Source organism: Streptomyces sp. NPDC048751 (assembly GCF_043198595.1).
Classification (GTDB): Bacteria; Actinomycetota; Actinomycetes; order Streptomycetales; family Streptomycetaceae; genus Streptomyces.
The window spans coordinates 150,134-165,463 of sequence record NZ_JBICUX010000006.1 but is presented as its reverse complement, the minus strand read 5'-3'; the positions used below and the strand labels follow the sequence as shown (position 1 = coordinate 165,463).

Below are 15,330 nucleotides of genomic sequence, written 5' to 3'. Positions count from 1 at the left end.
CGGTTTCCAGAGTGTGATCGGAGCTTGATCCGCGGTGTGACCGATGGTCAGTTCGCGGCCTGACCCGGAGTCAGGCGCCGCACCGTCGCCAGGGCCGCCTCCACGCTCCCCACGATGTCCGTGACCGGGTACTGCACGTCCCGTACGACCCGCTGCCGGTCCACGACGAGGGTGAGCCGCTTGAGGCGCCCCATGCCCGCCGCGCGGAACGTCGGCAGTCGCAGGGCGGCCATCAGCACCGGCTCCGCGTCCGACAGGAGCGGGAAGCCGAGGCCCTCCTTCTCGGCGAACGCCGACAGCTCGTCGGGGCGTTGCGTCGAGATCCCGTGCACGGTGGCGCCGGCCGCGCGGAACTCCGCGAGGCGGTCGCGGTAGGTGCAGGACTCCAGGGTGCAGCCGGGGGCGCCGGGGATGTCCGACCAGCCCGGGGGATAGGCGTCCGCGCGGGCGTAGGCGCCGGGGAAGCAGTACAGGACGGTGAACGGGGTGTCGGCCGCGACCGGGTCGCGCAACACGCCCGCCTGGTCGGGGAGCCGCAGGCGGGGGAGCCCGGTGCCGACCAGCTCGTGCACCCGGCGGGCCTCCGTCGAGGTGTCCGGTGCCGTGGCCGTCGTCCTGCCGTCGCCCAGGACCCAGGCGTCACCCCAGTCCTGAAGGGCGATCAGGACCGGCAGCAGGGCGCGGCCGCGCGGGGTGAGGCGGTACTCGTGCCGTACCGGGCGCTCCTGGTACGGCACCCGCGTGAGCACGTCCGCCTCCACGAGGAGGCGCAGCCGCTCGGCCAGCACCTTGCGCGAGAGGCCGAGCTCGCGCTGGAGCTCGTCGAAGCGGTGCACGCCCCGCGCGGTGTCGCGCACGATGAGGAGGGTCCACCAGTCGCCGACGACGTCGAGGGCCTGGGCGATGGCACAGGTGGAGTCCTCCAGGCTGGTCCTGCGGGCCATGGGGCTGCCGGCCTCCCTCCCGTGAGAGTCGCCTCCCTGCCGTGCGACGTCGTCGCGTCGAGCATAGTGGGTTCCTACAAGAAACCCACCAGGGTCGAGGGGGCCGCGGCTCCACCCCGCCCGGCACCTGAGACGACCGCCCGCGGGTTGGCCTCCGTGTGCCCCGGGCGGTTAGGTTTCCCCCATGACCGACACGACTGCTCCTCGTACCACCGGCGCCGTTGCCGCCGGGCTCGCCACCATCGCCGCCGACGGCACCGTTCTCGACACCTGGTTCCCCGCCCCCGAGCTCGCCGTCGAGCCCGGCCCCGCCGGCAGTGAGCGGCTCGACGCCGACCGCATGCGTGAGCTGCTGGGCGAGCACGCCGTCGCCGCCGTCGGCAAGGACGAGGTACGTGGCGTGGAGGTCGTCGCGGTCCGTACGGTCATCTCCTCGCTCGACGACAAGCCGCTCGACACCCACGACGCCTACCTGCGCCTCCACCTGCTCTCGCACCGGCTGGTCAAGCCGAACGAGCAGAGCCTGGACGGCATCTTCGGCCTCCTCGCCAACGTGGCCTGGACGTCCCTCGGCCCGGTCGCCGTGGACACCCTGGAGACGGTGCGGCTCGCCGCCCGCGCCCGTGGGCAGCACCTGAGCGTGTTCGGTGTCGACAAGTTCCCGCGGATGACGGACTACGTCGCCCCGGCCGGGGTCCGTATCGCCGACGCCGACCGCGTCCGCCTCGGCGCCCACCTCTCGTCCGGCACCACCGTCATGCACGAGGGCTTCGTCAACTTCAACGCCGGCACCCTCGGCACCTCCATGGTCGAGGGCCGCATCTCCCAGGGCGTCGTCGTCGGCGACGGCTCCGACATCGGCGGCGGTGCCTCCACCATGGGCACCCTGTCCGGCGGCGGCAAGGAGCGCGTGGCCATCGGCGAGCGGTCCCTCGTCGGCGCGGAGGCCGGTGTCGGCATCGCGCTCGGCGACGACTGCGTGGTCGAGGCGGGCCTGTACCTCACCGCCGGCACCAAGGTCGCGCTGCCCGACGGCCAGATCGTCAAGGCGCGTGAGCTGTCCGGCGCGAACAACATCCTCTTCCGCCGCAACTCGGTGACCGGCGCGGTCCAGGCCGTCCCGAACAACGCCGAGTGGGGCGGCCTGAACGAGATCCTGCACAGCCACAACTGAGGCGTACGCCCAGCTCAGCGCCCTTTCGTCGGCCTTCACCGGGAGGCGGGAGGGCGTTTGTGTCTCATTGCAGTCCGGACGCGAAGCGGGCCAGGGCCGTGAAGTCGTCGTCGCGCAGGCCGATCCGCGGGTCGACGTGGTGCAGGAGGGCCGGGCCGGGATGGTGGGCGGCCACGTACGTGTCGTCGGCGGGGCTCTGTTCGTCGTCCACCCAGGCGAAGGCGCGGCCCCCGGCGTACGCGACGATCGCCTCCGTCTTCCAGTGAACCCCGTCGGGCCGCTCGGCGAACAGGCCCTCGCCGAAGTCGACGTACGGCAGCACGGGCAGACCGACGACCGGGGCTATCCAGTGGTTGGCCGCGTCCATCCACGTCGTCGCCCAGCACAGGTCGTAGTCGAGGGCGAGCAGCGCGGGGCCGTGCTCCGGGTTCAGCCACACCCGCAGCGGCCGCGTCCGCCCCACGGCGGCTCGGATCGTCGTGTATCCCTCCGGCCTCCGCGCGGGCTTCGCCGCGTACGGGTTGAGGGGGCCGTCGACGTCGAGGAACAGCAGGGGGCGGCTCACGCGGCCACCGTACGGCAGGGGCGGCGCGGCGGCGCCGGAATTTCGCGCGCGGAGATCCTGCGCCCGAGGTCAGGCGGCCACGAGCCGCTCGTACGTGGCCAGCAGTGCGTCGGTCGTCGCGCGGTCGGCGCTTCGCAGTGGTGGGCGGACCGGGCCGGCCGGCAGGGCCAGTGCGTCGAGGAGCGCCTTGGCGGTGACGGTTCCGGGCAGGCCGGCCGCCATCATCGCCTCGATGAGGGGCGTGGCCCGCTGCTGGAGACGGGCCGCCTCGGCCGTGGCGCCCGCGTCGAACGCGTCCAGGACGGCGCGCAACGCGCGCGGCACGACGTTCGCGACCGTGCTGATGTAACCGGCCGCGCCGACCGCGTACAGGGCGAGGATGTGCTCGTCGCAGCCCGCGTAGTACGCCAACTCGGTGCGGGACAGCACCTTCTGGGTGCCGAGGAAGTCGTAGGAGCAGTCCTTCACCGCGACGATCCGGGGGTGCTCGGCGAGGCGGATCATCGTCTCGGCCTCGATACGGGTGCCGGTGCGGCCCGGGATGTCGTACAGCACCACCGGCAGCCCGGAGGCGTCGGCGACGTCCCGGAAGTGCGCCTCGAGGGCGTCCTGCGGGGGTCTGCTGTAGTACGGGGTGACCACCAGCACGCCGTCCGCGCCGGCCTTCTCCGCGGCCAGGGCGAGCTCGACGGTGTGCCGGGTGTCGGCGCTGCCCACGCCCGCGACCAGGGACGCGCGGTCGCCGACCGCCTCGCGCACCGCGCAGACCAGCGCGGACTTCTCGGCGTCCGTCGTGGTCGGGCTCTCGCCCGTGGTGCCGGAGAGGACGAGGCCGTCGCAGCCCTCCGCCACCAGCCGGTCGGCGAGCCGCTGCGCGCCGTCGAGGTCGAGCGTGCCGGCCTCGGTGAAGGGCGTGATCATCGCGCACAGGGCGCGGCCGAAGGGAGGGGGCGGGGAGGATGCGGTCGTCATGGGGGTAGTCTCGGCCGCACCATCGTGAAGCTCCACTTAAATTTGCTACAGGATATGTGTAAGCATCAATGAGAAGTGGGGGGTCGAGTCGCCAGGCCCGGTGTCCAATGCGCCCCTGATGGGTCACCATGGTCATGACGGTCATTTGTCCCTGGACATGGGAGGCGTCATGAAGCTCGGCAAGGCACTCGCCACCGGAGTCGCGGAAGAGCAGCCGCAGGACCACGACGAGGACGTCGTACTCCCCGAGGAGATCGACGACCTCCAGGCGTCCGCGCCCGAAGAGGTACCGGCCGCCCGATGAGACTGCGGCTTCCGGAGGAACGCCCTACGGAGCCGCCGACCGGATACAAGATCGCCCACCCGGTGCTGTCGCAGGACGGCACCCGGGCCGGGTTCACCGGTGTGTCGCTGGGCGGCGCGCTGCCGTACGGAGTCCTGGCCGACGCGTCCTGCGTCTACGGCCTGCGGCACAGGGCACCGCACCGCCGCTGCGACTGCGGCTTCCACTGCGTGCACGACCGCACGACCGCCGAGGCGATGCTGTGCACGGCCGAACACCGGACGGCCGCCCTGCTCGAGGTCACGGTCCTGGGCGCCTACATCCGCTTCGAGCGCGGCTACCGCTACGCCCGCCAGCGCGTCCGCACGGCCACCGTCGGCCCCTGCGCGTGCGGCGCGGTCGCCTCCGCGCTCGCCGACGCCGGCTGGGGGCGCCCCGGCTGGCTGGCACTGGCGCCACGCTGCGCGGGCTGCCTGCGCGGCCGTACGTCCGTCTCGCTCGCCGGGTTCGCCCGGCTCGGCGGGGAGGGGCTGCGGGTTGTGGCCGGGGGTGCGGGCGGTGGCCTCGGTGCGCCCGGGCTCACCGGGGCCGACGGGCTCGGTGTGCCCGAACTCGTCGCGGAGGCAGCCCTGTTGCAGGCGCGGCTCGACTGGTTCCAGGCTCAGCTGGCGCGGCTCGGGCAGCGCGGGAGCGGGGGCGACGAGCAGGGGTAACGGAGGCCGGTCCGGGTACCCGGGTGTTTCCGGAAAGACGAGAGGAGGCGGAACACCGTGACCGGGACCATGCACTCCCGACCTGCCCTCGACGAGCACCACTCCGTGGGTGACCTCGTCGGACAGGCCACCGAACAACTTTCCCGGCTGGTACGGCAGGAGATCGGCCTCGCGAAGGAGGAGCTGGCCGAGAAGGGCCGGCGTGCGGGCCGCGGCGGCGGAATGATCGGTGCCGCGGGCGCCTTCGCCTACGCCGGTCTGCTCGCCCTGGCCGGTACGGCCACCGCCGCGCTCTCGCTGACGCTGCCCGTGTGGGCCGCGGCGCTCATCGTCACGGCGGTGCTGTTCGCGATCGCGGGCCTGCTGGCCGCGCTCGGTCGTTCGCAGCTGCGCCGTGCCGCGCCCCCCACCCCCGAGGAGACCCTCGGCAGCGTCAAGGCCGATGTCGAGGAGATCAGGGAAAGGGCGCATCGATGACGGACAGGACACCGAAGGGGACGGGCGGCGCCAAGGGGCCCGACGAGCTGCGCCGGCAGATAGCGCAGACCAGGAGCCAACTCGGCGACACCATCGAGGAGTTGGCCGCGAAGGCGGACGTGAAGGGCCGCGCCATGGCCCGTGCCGCCGACCTCAGGGACAAGGCCGGCGCCATGACCGTCCAACTGCGCAGCACCGCGGCGCAGGCCGGGCAGGTCGTGCAGGGCAAGGCCACCCAGGCGGGGCACGTCGTGCAGGGCAAGGCAGGCCGGGCCGGACACGCGGTCCAGGGCAAGGCGGCCCAGGCGGGCCACACCCTGCAAGGCAGGGCGAGCCAGGCCGGACACGTGGTCCAGGGCCAGGCGGGCCGGGCCGGGCAGGTCGTACAGGGCAGGGCGGAGCAGGCGGGCCACGTCGTGGACGGACTGCCGAGCCCGGTACGGACCGTCGTCCAGGCCGGTCTGCGGCACCCCGGCGTCGTGCTGATCGCCGGGGCCACGGGCGCCGTGATCGCGGCGAGTGTGCTGCGGCGACGCCACCACTGAGGCGAGCCGCCTCCGGCGGTCATGCCGAGGGGGCCGACCGGACGGTGTTCCGTCCGGTCGGCCCCCTCGCCCTCAGCTACGGCTGGAACCGTCAGTTGCGGCTGGAACCTTCAGTTACGGCTGGAACCGCAGGACCTGCGGGTCGTGGTCGCTGATCTGGTCGTGGAACTCCGCGTTGATGTGCACGCTGTCGTACTCGAGGCCGCAGCCGCGCCGGATCGACGGGCTGACCAGGATCTGGTCGAGGACCTGGCTGTTGCCCTGGTAGTCGTACGTGTAACGCTCGCTCTTCGGCAGCGACTTGATCGCCGACCACAGCTCGCCGTCACCCTCGAGAAGCTTGGCGGTGTCGGAGAACTCGAAGTCGTTGATGTCGCCCAGCGCGATGACGTCCGCGTTCTTCTGGACGTCGAGGATCTTCTTGACGAACGCGTTCACCAGCGTCGCCTGCTGGTGGCGCTGGGTCTCCGAGCTGCGCGCCGGGGGCTGGTACTGCGAGGTCAGGCCCTGGTCGCCGCCCTTGGAGTTGAAGTGGTTGGCGATCACGAAGACCGTGCGGCCGCGGAAGACGAACTCGCCGGCCAGCGGCTTGCGGCTGTTCGCCCATGCCGCGTCGGTGGGGTCGATACGGCCGGGGGAGGCGGTCAGCTGTGCCTTGCCGTGGACCCTCGTCACGCCGGTGGCGGTGGTCGCGTCGCCGCCCGCGCGGTCCGTGAAGGAGACCCGCTCCGGGTTGAACAGGAACACCTGGCGGATGTTGCCGCCGGGCTCGCCGCCGTCCGCGTTGTTCACCGGGTCGATCGAGCGCCAGTCATACTTCGGGCCGCCCGCCAGGGCGATCGCGTCGATCAGCTTGGTCACCGTCTGGTCGGCGGCCACCGTGCCGTCGTTCTTCGCGCCGTTGTTGTCCTGGATCTCCTCCAGGGACACGATGTCGGGAGACTTCAAATTGTTCACGATCGCGGAGGCGTGCTCCTCGAAGGTGGCGTCGGCCGGGTCGAGGTTCTCGACGTTGTACGTCGCGACCGCCAGCTCGCCCTTCTTCTGCTTCTGGGTGGTCTCCCGCTGCAGGCCCGCGCTCTTCAGGGTCCCGATCTCATTGGCGACCAGTGTGTAACCGCCGAACTGGTTGTAGTCCAGCGGGCCCGCCGTGCTGCCGGTGAGGGTGTCGCCGACGTTCGCGGAGGGGAAGTCGGCCACCGCGCCCAGGGACTGGATCTGGAGCCGGCCGGTGTTCTGGGAGTCGTAGGAGCCGTAGACCGTGCCGCCGTGGCGGTTGGCGTGCTCGCGCGGCTTCACCGTGACCCACAGCTCGGTGTACGGGTCGCTGGCGCCGACCACGCGCGCGTCGGCGACCCGGACGTTCATGCCCTCCAGGGACTCGTAGTAGTCCAGGGCGTACTTCGACGGCTTGAGCGTCAGACCGTTGATCGAGTTGCTCGCGGCGGCGTCGCCGGCCGGGGCGTAGGCGTCCGGTACGGAGCGGGCGTCGACGACGGTGGCGGCCGGGACGGCGTTGCCGCTGGAGACGACGGTGACCGTCGGCTTCGTGATCTCGGTCACCGACTGGTTGCCGGACGCGGCGCCGCCCGGGACGAACTCCGAGACCGTGCCGCTGACGGTCACGGCGTCGCCGACGGCGACCTTGGGGGCGGAGCTGGTGAAGACGAAGACGGCCTCGCTCGTGGCCGGGTCGGCGTCCGGCGTCGGGTCCTGGATCCAGAAGCCCTTGGAGGAGCCGTAGCCGCGCACGCCGGTGACGATTCCGGCCACGTCCGTGACCTGCTTGCCGGCGTACGGGGACATCCGGGTGTTGCCCTGAATGTCGTGGATGCGCACGGAGTCGGCGTGCGCGGGCGAGGTGAGGACGACGATGGACGCCGCGGAACAGACGGCGGCGACGGTGAGCGCGGCGAGGCGCGCGGAAGACCTGCTCGGCAAGGGTTCCCTCCGGGGACGTGCGTGGGCGCCGGGACGAGGGTGGAACGTGGACGGTGGGCCGCGACCGGTGGGGCGATGGCGACGCGCGTAGAGCTCGTGGAGGTGCAGGAGGTGCGTGGAGGTGCGTGGAGATCGGGAACACAGGTGTTCACTGATTTCTACGCGCGTCAATCTCCTGCCTGGTCACGTCAGTTGTCAAGGTTTCAGCCATGTACGGCTCCTGACCGCGAGATGAACCGGGTGGCATGGGGCGAAATCCGTCTAGGCTGAGCGACTGAGTGGTACGACGCGCCCGAGGAGAACCAACCGATGTCAGACAGCTCCCCCTTGCCGCCGGTGCGCCTGCGTTCCGAAGCGGAGCTGGCGCGGGACGCGCTGTCCACGCCATTGCTCGCACGGGCCGTACGACTTGCTCGCTGGGCCGGGCCCGAGACGCGTGTCGATGCGGGGGGTGGGCTGGTCGAGGAGCAGTTGGCCGCGGCTGCGGAGGTGTTGGGGCTCGGTGGCGGTGATGAGGCCCCTGAGGCGACTGAGGCGACTGAGGCCCCTGAGGTGAGTGAAGCTGCGGCTCTTGCCAGTGAGGCGTGGCGGGTCGCCGTGGACGCCGGGCTGGTCGAGGTCGTCGACGAGGAGACCGGCACCGTGACGGCCGGTGCGGACCTCGCCCTGCTGGCCGGGGGGGCGCCGCACGACGTGCTCGGGGTGTGGCTGGCCGCGCTGGAGACCGTGATCGCCGACGCGAGCGTGCCCGATCTCGATGATCTGGTCGAGGCGATGGACGAGGGCGGCGCGATCGACTTCTCGCGGCTGGACTGGGACCCCGAGGCGGAGGGGGAGTTCCTCGACGGGGTGCTGCGAAACCTGTACCTCCTGACGGTCAATGAGGACGGGCCCGGAGAGGGGCCGGTGCCGTTGCCCGCGCTGGCCGCTTCGATGATCGTGCCCGGGGACATGGGGGAGCCCAGCAACGACATACTGGAGCAGGTGTCCGACGCGATGATGCGGCTGGACGACCAGTTCCGGGTGCTGGCGCCGGTGGGGCTGGTGGACTACCAGCCGGTCGACGAGGCGTTGATGGCGGACGCGGACGAGGAGCTCTCGGCGGCGGTGGACGACACCGATGTCTCGCGGTACGGCATGGTGCGGCTCACGCCGCTCGGGCTGTACGGGCTGCGGTCGCGGATGCTGGAGGCCGGGTTCATGGCGCCTGCTGTGGGTGAGCTCGCGGACAAGGGCGCCGACGCGCTGCTCGACGGTACGGCGTCCTTCGGGGCGCGGGCCGCTCTGGCCGAGACCGAGCAGTGGTTGGCGCGGCGCGAAGTGGTGGAGGCGGCGCGGGAGTTGCTGGGTGCGGCTCGTGGGACCGATGCGGGGGCGCCGCTGCGGCGGCTGCGGTGCCAGCAGGCGCTGTCGCTGGTCGGTGTGGAGGCCGAGCCCGCGCTGCGGGAAGTGCTCGACGATGCGGAGTTGGGTGGGCTGGCTCGGGTGTGGCTGAGCGAGCGCGGGGCCGCTGATGTTCCGGCGCCGTCCGAGGCGATGGTCTTCTGGCTCACCATCGACACGGTGGCGGCGCAGTTGGCGGCTGAGGGCAACTCCGAGGAGTTGCGTGAGCTGGTGGCGGGGCTTGCCGAGCAGCACAGTGGGTTCTTCGCGGCCGCGTGGCGTGTGGATCATCCCGCCACGGCGGAGGTGTTGGAGGAGATGGGGCGGTTGCACCCCGACAAGAGGGTGGCCAAGGAGGCTCGGAAGGCCGCGTTCAAGGCTCGGTCGCAGCGGGGGGAGTGAGCGCGGCTCTGGGTTTCTGCGGTTGCGCCTGCCGCGCGTCGTGGGTCGGGTGCGCCTGTCGTGGGTCGGGGCCGTGGCGGTGCGTCGAGCCCGTCGCGGGTCGCGCCCCTCTGGTGTTGCCACAGTTGAGCGGCGTTGGGATCGGCTAAGCGACGGGCTGCGACGCACCGCCACGGCCCGCTCCCGTCGTCTTGCGGCTGCGGGCTGGATCGGCCTGCCGCGGGGGCGTCGGTAGGTGCGGATTCACGGAAGCTGGGCTGCTTGCGTTGCCCTGTGTTCAACTGCCGTTCAGGCTTGGGCGGGACGGTTGCGCCGATCCGAGGACCGCCACCCTCCACGGCCCCACCGTCACAGGAGACACCATGTCGCTCAGCCGCAGGGACTTCGCCAGGAAATCCGCGATCACCGGTGCCGGTGTCGCACTGGCGGGAAGTGTCGGCGCCCTCGCCACCGCTCCGAACGCCCTCGCGTCCACGGACGTCGAGAACGCGGGCGACGAGTCCGCGGCCGCCGGTGGCGGGGTCGGTTACGGGCCGTTGGTCCCCGACCCCGACGGCATCCTCGCGCTGCCCGCCGGCTTCAAGTACCGGATCATCACCTACAGCGGCAGGACCAAGCTGGAGTCCGGCGAGTTCACGCCGTCCAACCACGACGGCACCGCCACCTTCGCCGGTCCGCGCGGTGCGACTCTCCTGGTCAACAACCACGAACTGAAGGGTCCGCGCGCGAACTGGCCGTACCCGGTGCCGCTCACCGAGGGCCTGGTCTACGACCCTGCCGCTTCGGGTGGCTGCACGGTCGTCGAGGTGCGTCCCGGCGGGCATGTCGCGGAGTGGGTCGGTATCGCCGGCACCTCCACGAACTGTGCGGGCGGCAGCACTCCCTGGGGCACCTGGCTGACCTGTGAGGAGACCGAGGACAAGGCCGGCTCCAACGGCATGACCAAGGACCACGGCTACGTGTTCGAGGTCGACCCCGCCGACCGGCGTGCGAACCGCAGCCCCAAGCCGATCAAGGCCCTGGGGCGCTACGCCCACGAGGCCGTCGTCATCGACCCCAAGCGTGGGCACGCCTACCTCACCGAGGACGCCTCCGGCCCGAACGGGCTGCTGTACCGCTGGACCCCGCCGGAGGACTTCTGCCACGGCCGGGGCAAGCTGCGCGCCCTCGCCGACGATGCCGGTGTCCTGCAGGCCTTCAAGTGCTTCGACTCCGGCGGCAAGTTCGTCGACGACCTCTCGCGCGCGACGAAGATCGGCACCGTGTACGGCGTCGACTGGGTGGACGTCCCCGACCGTGACGCGAAGACCACGTCCGTGCGCAAGCAGTTCACCAGTGGTCAGGTCACCCGCGCCCGCAAGCTGGAGGGCATGTGGTGGGGCGACGGCGGCACGTACATCGTCTCCTCGTACGCCCGTGAGGAGAGCCCCGTCCAGCACGACGGCCAGGTCTGGTTCTACGACCCCAAGCGCCGCACCCTGACCCTGAAGGTCCTGCTGGGTGTGAACCCGGACCCGTCCGTCGACGGTGCCTTCGACGGCCCCGACAACATCACCGTCTCGCCCTACGGCGGCCTCGTCATCGCCGAGGACGGCGAGGGCGTCCAGCACCTGTTCGGCGCCACCGACAGCGGCCGCACCTACCCGATCGCCCGCAACGACCTGAACATCGGCACCGCGGAGGAGCCCGAGTTCAGCGAGTTCACCGGCGTCACCTTCTCGCCCGACGGCCGGACCCTGTATGCCAACATCCAGACGCCGGGCATCATGCTCGCCATCACCGGCCCCTGGAAGCGGCAGAAGCGGTAATCCCGGAAGCGGGAATTAATTCGCTCGCCTGTGCCGAGTTGCGCCTCCTAGAGTGAGATCACAACGTCACGCACCTCCCGGTGCGATGGCAGCGGCTACTTCTTCCAAAGAATCCAACGCCGCCGCCGACTTGATCTCGGGAGGCGCAGCTCATGGTGGGTGCCCGGTGCGCAGGCAACGGTTACTTCATTGGATCGGACGGTTGCGGGTTCGAGTCCCGTCATCGACTTCGGGTCGGTGTAGCTCAATCGGTAGAGCATCTGGCTAAGTCCGTCGCCGACCCCTGATCTCGGGCACCCTCCTTTTGCTGCGTCTCTCTCCGGAACACGAATGAATTCGGGGGGATTCACCATGGCGCGATTCAACAACAAGGCCGCCAAGGCCCAGCCCGTCTCGCGTGTCACCTCGACGGGCCGGGTGCTCCGTACGTACGAGGGTGGCCGCGGGCGTGAGCGCGACGCCCGCTCCGAGCTTTTCCTGCTCGCCGTTTCGAACCTCGTCTCGCAGCAGACCTTCTACGAGGCCGGCGCCGACCGCGACGACCGGTTCCAGCGGCTCGTGCGTGAGCTCGCCGTGTCGGACGCGGAATGGACGGCCGGCCTGCTCGGCTGGCTGCGCGGCGAGGGCAATCTCCGTACCGCCGCGGTGGTGGGTGCCGCCGAGTACGTGAAGGCGCGCCTCGACGCCGGCGTGAGCCACGGTCCGTCGAACCGCCAGGTCGTGGCATCCGTGCTGCAGCGGCCCGACGAGCCCGGTGAGCTGCTCGCCTACTGGACGGCGCAGTACGGCCGTAACGTCCCCAAGCCCGTGAAGCGCGGTATCGCCGACGCCGTACGTCGTCTGTACAGCGGCAAGTCGCTGCTGAAGTACGACACCGCGTCGAAGGGCTACCGCTTCGGCGACATCCTCAACCTGGTGCACGCGGCGCCGGACCCGGACAAGCCGTGGCAGGGCGAGCTGTTCCAGTACGCGCTCGATCGGCGGCACAACCCGGACACGGCCGTGCCGCCCGTCTCGAGCCGCGTCCTCGCCGCGCACAGCGAGCTCATGGCGCTGCCGGTGGCTCAGCGGCGTGCGGTCGTCACCTCGGAGGGCGGTGCCGAGCGGCTCGCGGCGGCCGGGATGACGTGGGAGGCGCTGGCGGGCTGGCTGCAGGGGCCGATGGACAAGGAGGCCTGGGAGGCCGTGATTCCGTCCATGGGGCCGATGGCACTGGTTCGTAACCTGAGGAACTTCGACGCCGCCGGAGTCTCCGACGAGGTCGCCGCTCAGGTGGCGGCTCGGATCAGTGACCCGGCGGAGGTCGCGCGCTCGCGGCAGTTCCCGTTCCGGTATCTCGCCGCGTACCGGCACGCTCCGTCGCTGCGCTGGGCGTACCCGCTGGAGCAGGCGCTCGGTCACTCACTGGCCAACGTGCCCGCGCTGCCCGGGCGGACGCTGGTGCTCGTCGACCGGTCGGGGTCGATGTTCTACTCGCGGCTGTCCGACCGCTCCGAGCTCAACCGGGCCGACGCGGCGGCGATCTTCGGCACGGCGCTCGCACTGCGGGCGGCGGACGCGGATCTCGTCGAGTTCGGCACGAGCAGCAACAGGATCGGCTTCCGGAAGGGTGAGTCCGTGCTGAAAATCCTGGAGCGCTTCGGCGACCTCGGCGGCACCGACACGACGGGGGCGGTGCGGCGCCACTACCGGAAGCACGACCGGGTGCTGATCGTCACCGACGAGCAGTACGCGTACAGCCAGTACGGCGAGCCGACCGAGCAGATCCCCGCGCACGTGCCGGTCTACACCTGGAACCTCGCCGGGTACCGGGCGGGCCACGGCCCGAGCGGGAAGGGCGACCGGCACACCTTCGGCGGCCTCTCGGACGCGGCGTTCCGAATGGTGCCGCTGCTGGAAAGGGCGCGTGACGCCGACTGGCCCTGGGCTGCCTGACCTGTCCGTATGGCCTTGAGGGCCCGTACTTCGGTACGGGCCCTCTTGTGTGCCCGGGGGATTGATATCTAACATTTCAGTTGTGGAGGCCCTTCGACCCGTGCCGCGCACCCTCCTCAGGGAGCGCGCCTACACGTCCATCCGGGACGCCATCGTCGCCGGTGAGCTCGAGCCCGGCGCGGTGGTGCGGGACGCCGAACTCGCGGAGCGGCTCGGGCTGTCCCGGGCCCCGGTGCGGGAGGCGTTCGCGCGGCTCGTCGACGAGGGGCTGCTGGAGAGCAAGCCGCAGAGCTACACCAGGGTCACCCCGGTCGTGGCCTCGGACGTGCGGGACGCGGCCGCCGTGGTCGGTGCCATGCACGAGCTGGTCACCCGGGTCGCCGTACCCCGGCTGCGGGACGCCGACATCGACGTCATGCGCGCGGCCAACGAGCGGTTCGCGGCCGCGGTCGGCGCCGGGGACGTGGACGGCGCGCTGCGCGCCGACGACGAACTGCACGACGTCCTCGTCCGGGTGAGCGGCAACCGCGCGGCCGCCGCGACCGTCGCCCGCTACACCCCCCTCATCCGCCGGCTGGAGCGACGGCGCTTCGGCGAGGGCGGCAACTGTCGTTCGGCCGGGCTGCACGAGCGCCTCATCGAGGCCTGCGCGGACCGCGACATGGACGAGGCGGTCCGCGTCACCGCCGAGATCTGGCGAGACCTCGAAGAGCTCGCCGACCCCGACTGACTCCGGAGGACCACTTCATGTCCCTTTCCTCGTACGAGCGTTGTCCGCTGCTCTTCGGCCCGTCCCCCGTGCATCCGTTGGAGCGCCTGACCGCCCACCTCGGCGGCGCCTCCCTGTGGGCCAAGCGCGAGGACTGCAACTCCGGTATCGCGTACGGCGGCAACAAGACCCGCAAGCTGGAGTACCTGGTCGCCGACGCCCTCGCTCAGGGCTGCGACACGCTCGTGTCGATCGGCGGCGTGCAGTCCAACCACACCCGTCAGGTGGCCGCGGTCGCTGCTCGAACGGGGCTCAAGTGTGTTCTCGTGCAGGAAAGCTGGGTGGACTGGCCCGACGCCGTGTACGACAAGGTCGGCAACATCCTCGTCAGCCGGCTGGCCGGGGCCGACGTGCGGCTGGTGAAGGCCGGGTTCGGGATCGGGTTCAAGGAGAGCTGGGAGCAGGCGCTGCGGGAGGTCGAGGAGGCGGGCGGCAAGCCGTACGCCATTCCGGCCGGCGCCTCCGACCACCCGCTGGGCGGCCTCGGCTTCGCCGGGTGGGCTTATGAAGTCGCCGAGCAGGAGCGGGAGTTGGGGGTCTTCTTCGACACGGTCGTGGTCTGTTCGGTGACCGGCTCCACCCAGGCCGGCATGGTCGCCGGGTTCGCCGCGCTGGAGGAGGCGGGCGCGCGGCCGCGCCGAGTGATCGGCGTCGACGCCTCCGCCGAGCCCACCGCCACCCGTACGCAGATCGCCCGCATCGCCCACCGCACGGGACAGCTCATCGGCGTCGAGCGGGAGCTGACCGAGGCGGACGTCGAGCTGGACGAGCGGTACCACGCGGGCGTCTACGGTGTCCCCGACGAGGCCACGCTGGAGGCGATGCGGCTCGCCGCGCGGACCGAGGGCATGGTCACCGACCCGGTGTACGAGGGGAAGTCGATGGCCGGAATGGTCGACCTGGTCGCGCGCGGGGAGATCGGGCGGGACTCCACCGTTCTCTACGCCCACCTGGGTGGCCAGCCCGCCCTGAACGCCTACAGCGCGCTGTTCCAGCCCGCGGCGCGGACCGCCGCCAGGCCGTCCATGTAGTCGCGTACGTGCACGATCGCGCCGTCACGCACCCGCATCACCAGCAGCCCCGGTACGCGGAACGGATCGCCGGTGGTGGCGAGGGTCCCGGTGACGATCTGCTCCACGACGATCACCTCGGGGTCGGTGGTCTCGTATACCGCCACCTCGATGACGCGCTCGGGCCGCGCCGGACTGGCTCCCCAGGCGGCCCGGTACGCGGCACGCACCTCTTCACGCCCGTCGCACCGCTCGGGCAGCCCGGGAAACGGGAACGGCACCTCGTGCACGGCATCAGGTGCGTACAGGTCGGCCAGGTCGTCGGCCGAGGAGGCGAGCAGTGCGCGCCGGTAGCGGTCCAGGACCCCTCTAAGCGGGGACTGTCTCCGGTTCATGCTCGGTACCATAC

At 71.4% G+C, this 15,330-nt stretch carries 15 protein-coding genes; 10 read left to right on the top strand and 5 right to left on the bottom strand.

What is annotated here, in order from left to right; all coding sequences use genetic code 11:
* Positions 1–47: 47 nt before the first annotated feature.
* The gene (locus ACGFNV_RS20540; RefSeq protein ID WP_393624336.1) at positions 48–944 is read right to left on the bottom strand and encodes a winged helix-turn-helix transcriptional regulator; all 897 of its coding nucleotides are present in this window, start codon (positions 942–944) and stop codon (positions 48–50) included.
* Positions 945–1,128: 184 nt separating this feature from the next.
* Here ACGFNV_RS20540 and dapD point away from each other — a divergent pair, with 184 nt between their 5' ends.
* Positions 1,129–2,118: a 2,3,4,5-tetrahydropyridine-2,6-dicarboxylate N-succinyltransferase gene (gene dapD / locus ACGFNV_RS20535; RefSeq protein WP_393624334.1), complete on the top strand. Its 990-nt coding sequence runs from the start codon at positions 1,129–1,131 to the stop codon at positions 2,116–2,118.
* Positions 2,119–2,182: 64 nt separating this feature from the next.
* Here dapD and ACGFNV_RS20530 read toward each other — a convergent pair whose 3' ends face one another.
* Entirely contained in the window at positions 2,183–2,683 is a 501-nt protein-coding gene (locus ACGFNV_RS20530; RefSeq protein ID WP_393624332.1) for a hypothetical protein, read from the bottom strand.
* A 69-nt stretch (positions 2,684–2,752) separates the two neighbouring features.
* Positions 2,753–3,655 carry a 4-hydroxy-tetrahydrodipicolinate synthase gene (gene dapA / locus ACGFNV_RS20525; RefSeq protein ID WP_393624331.1) on the bottom strand — a complete coding sequence of 301 codons (903 nt, stop codon included), beginning with the start codon at positions 3,653–3,655 and terminating at the stop codon, positions 2,753–2,755.
* A gap of 169 nt (positions 3,656–3,824) precedes the next feature.
* On the opposite strand from dapA, the gene ACGFNV_RS20520 reads away from it, so the two are divergent.
* The 4 genes from ACGFNV_RS20520 to ACGFNV_RS20505 are packed head-to-tail and all read left to right on the top strand — an operon-like array spanning position 3,825 to position 5,673.
* On the top strand, positions 3,825–3,959 hold the full coding sequence (locus tag ACGFNV_RS20520) for a hypothetical protein (protein ID WP_393624329.1): 135 nt from the start codon (positions 3,825–3,827) through the stop codon (positions 3,957–3,959).
* Positions 3,956–4,651 (top strand): hypothetical protein, encoded by a 696-nt coding sequence (locus ACGFNV_RS20515; protein WP_393624327.1) that lies wholly within the window; start codon positions 3,956–3,958, stop codon positions 4,649–4,651. The genes ACGFNV_RS20520 and ACGFNV_RS20515 overlap by 4 nt, the downstream gene beginning before the upstream one ends.
* A gap of 57 nt (positions 4,652–4,708) precedes the next feature.
* Complete coding sequence (locus tag ACGFNV_RS20510; protein WP_393624326.1) at positions 4,709–5,128, top strand: phage holin family protein; 420 nt, start codon at positions 4,709–4,711, stop codon at positions 5,126–5,128.
* Entirely contained in the window at positions 5,125–5,673 is a 549-nt protein-coding gene (locus ACGFNV_RS20505) for a DUF3618 domain-containing protein (RefSeq protein WP_393624325.1), read from the top strand. The genes ACGFNV_RS20510 and ACGFNV_RS20505 overlap by 4 nt, the downstream gene beginning before the upstream one ends.
* 114 nt (positions 5,674–5,787) lie before the next feature.
* Here ACGFNV_RS20505 and ACGFNV_RS20500 read toward each other — a convergent pair whose 3' ends face one another.
* Complete coding sequence (locus ACGFNV_RS20500) at positions 5,788–7,614, bottom strand: endonuclease/exonuclease/phosphatase family protein (RefSeq protein WP_393624324.1); 1,827 nt, start codon at positions 7,612–7,614, stop codon at positions 5,788–5,790.
* 309 nt (positions 7,615–7,923) lie between these two features.
* On the opposite strand from ACGFNV_RS20500, the gene ACGFNV_RS20495 reads away from it, so the two are divergent.
* The 5 genes from ACGFNV_RS20495 to ACGFNV_RS20475 all read left to right on the top strand — a co-directional run bounded on the left by ACGFNV_RS20495 (position 7,924) and on the right by ACGFNV_RS20475 (position 14,942).
* Positions 7,924–9,399 (top strand): hypothetical protein, encoded by a 1,476-nt coding sequence (locus ACGFNV_RS20495; protein WP_393624322.1) that lies wholly within the window; start codon positions 7,924–7,926, stop codon positions 9,397–9,399.
* 362 nt (positions 9,400–9,761) lie between these two features.
* The gene (locus ACGFNV_RS20490) at positions 9,762–11,207 is read left to right on the top strand and encodes an alkaline phosphatase PhoX (protein ID WP_393624320.1); all 1,446 of its coding nucleotides are present in this window, start codon (positions 9,762–9,764) and stop codon (positions 11,205–11,207) included.
* A gap of 351 nt (positions 11,208–11,558) precedes the next feature.
* The gene (locus ACGFNV_RS20485; RefSeq protein ID WP_393624319.1) at positions 11,559–13,142 is read left to right on the top strand and encodes a TROVE domain-containing protein; all 1,584 of its coding nucleotides are present in this window, start codon (positions 11,559–11,561) and stop codon (positions 13,140–13,142) included.
* An 82-nt stretch (positions 13,143–13,224) separates the two neighbouring features.
* Positions 13,225–13,872, top strand: a complete 648-nt coding sequence (locus ACGFNV_RS20480; protein ID WP_393624317.1) for a GntR family transcriptional regulator — start codon at positions 13,225–13,227, stop codon at positions 13,870–13,872.
* 17 nt (positions 13,873–13,889) lie between these two features.
* Positions 13,890–14,942, top strand: a complete 1,053-nt coding sequence (locus ACGFNV_RS20475) for a 1-aminocyclopropane-1-carboxylate deaminase (protein ID WP_393624316.1) — start codon at positions 13,890–13,892, stop codon at positions 14,940–14,942.
* On the opposite strand, the gene ACGFNV_RS20470 is transcribed toward ACGFNV_RS20475, so the two are convergent.
* Positions 14,888–15,316 (bottom strand): nuclear transport factor 2 family protein, encoded by a 429-nt coding sequence (locus ACGFNV_RS20470; protein ID WP_393624314.1) that lies wholly within the window; start codon positions 15,314–15,316, stop codon positions 14,888–14,890. The genes ACGFNV_RS20475 and ACGFNV_RS20470 overlap by 55 nt on opposite strands.
* Positions 15,317–15,330: the final 14 nt, after the last annotated feature.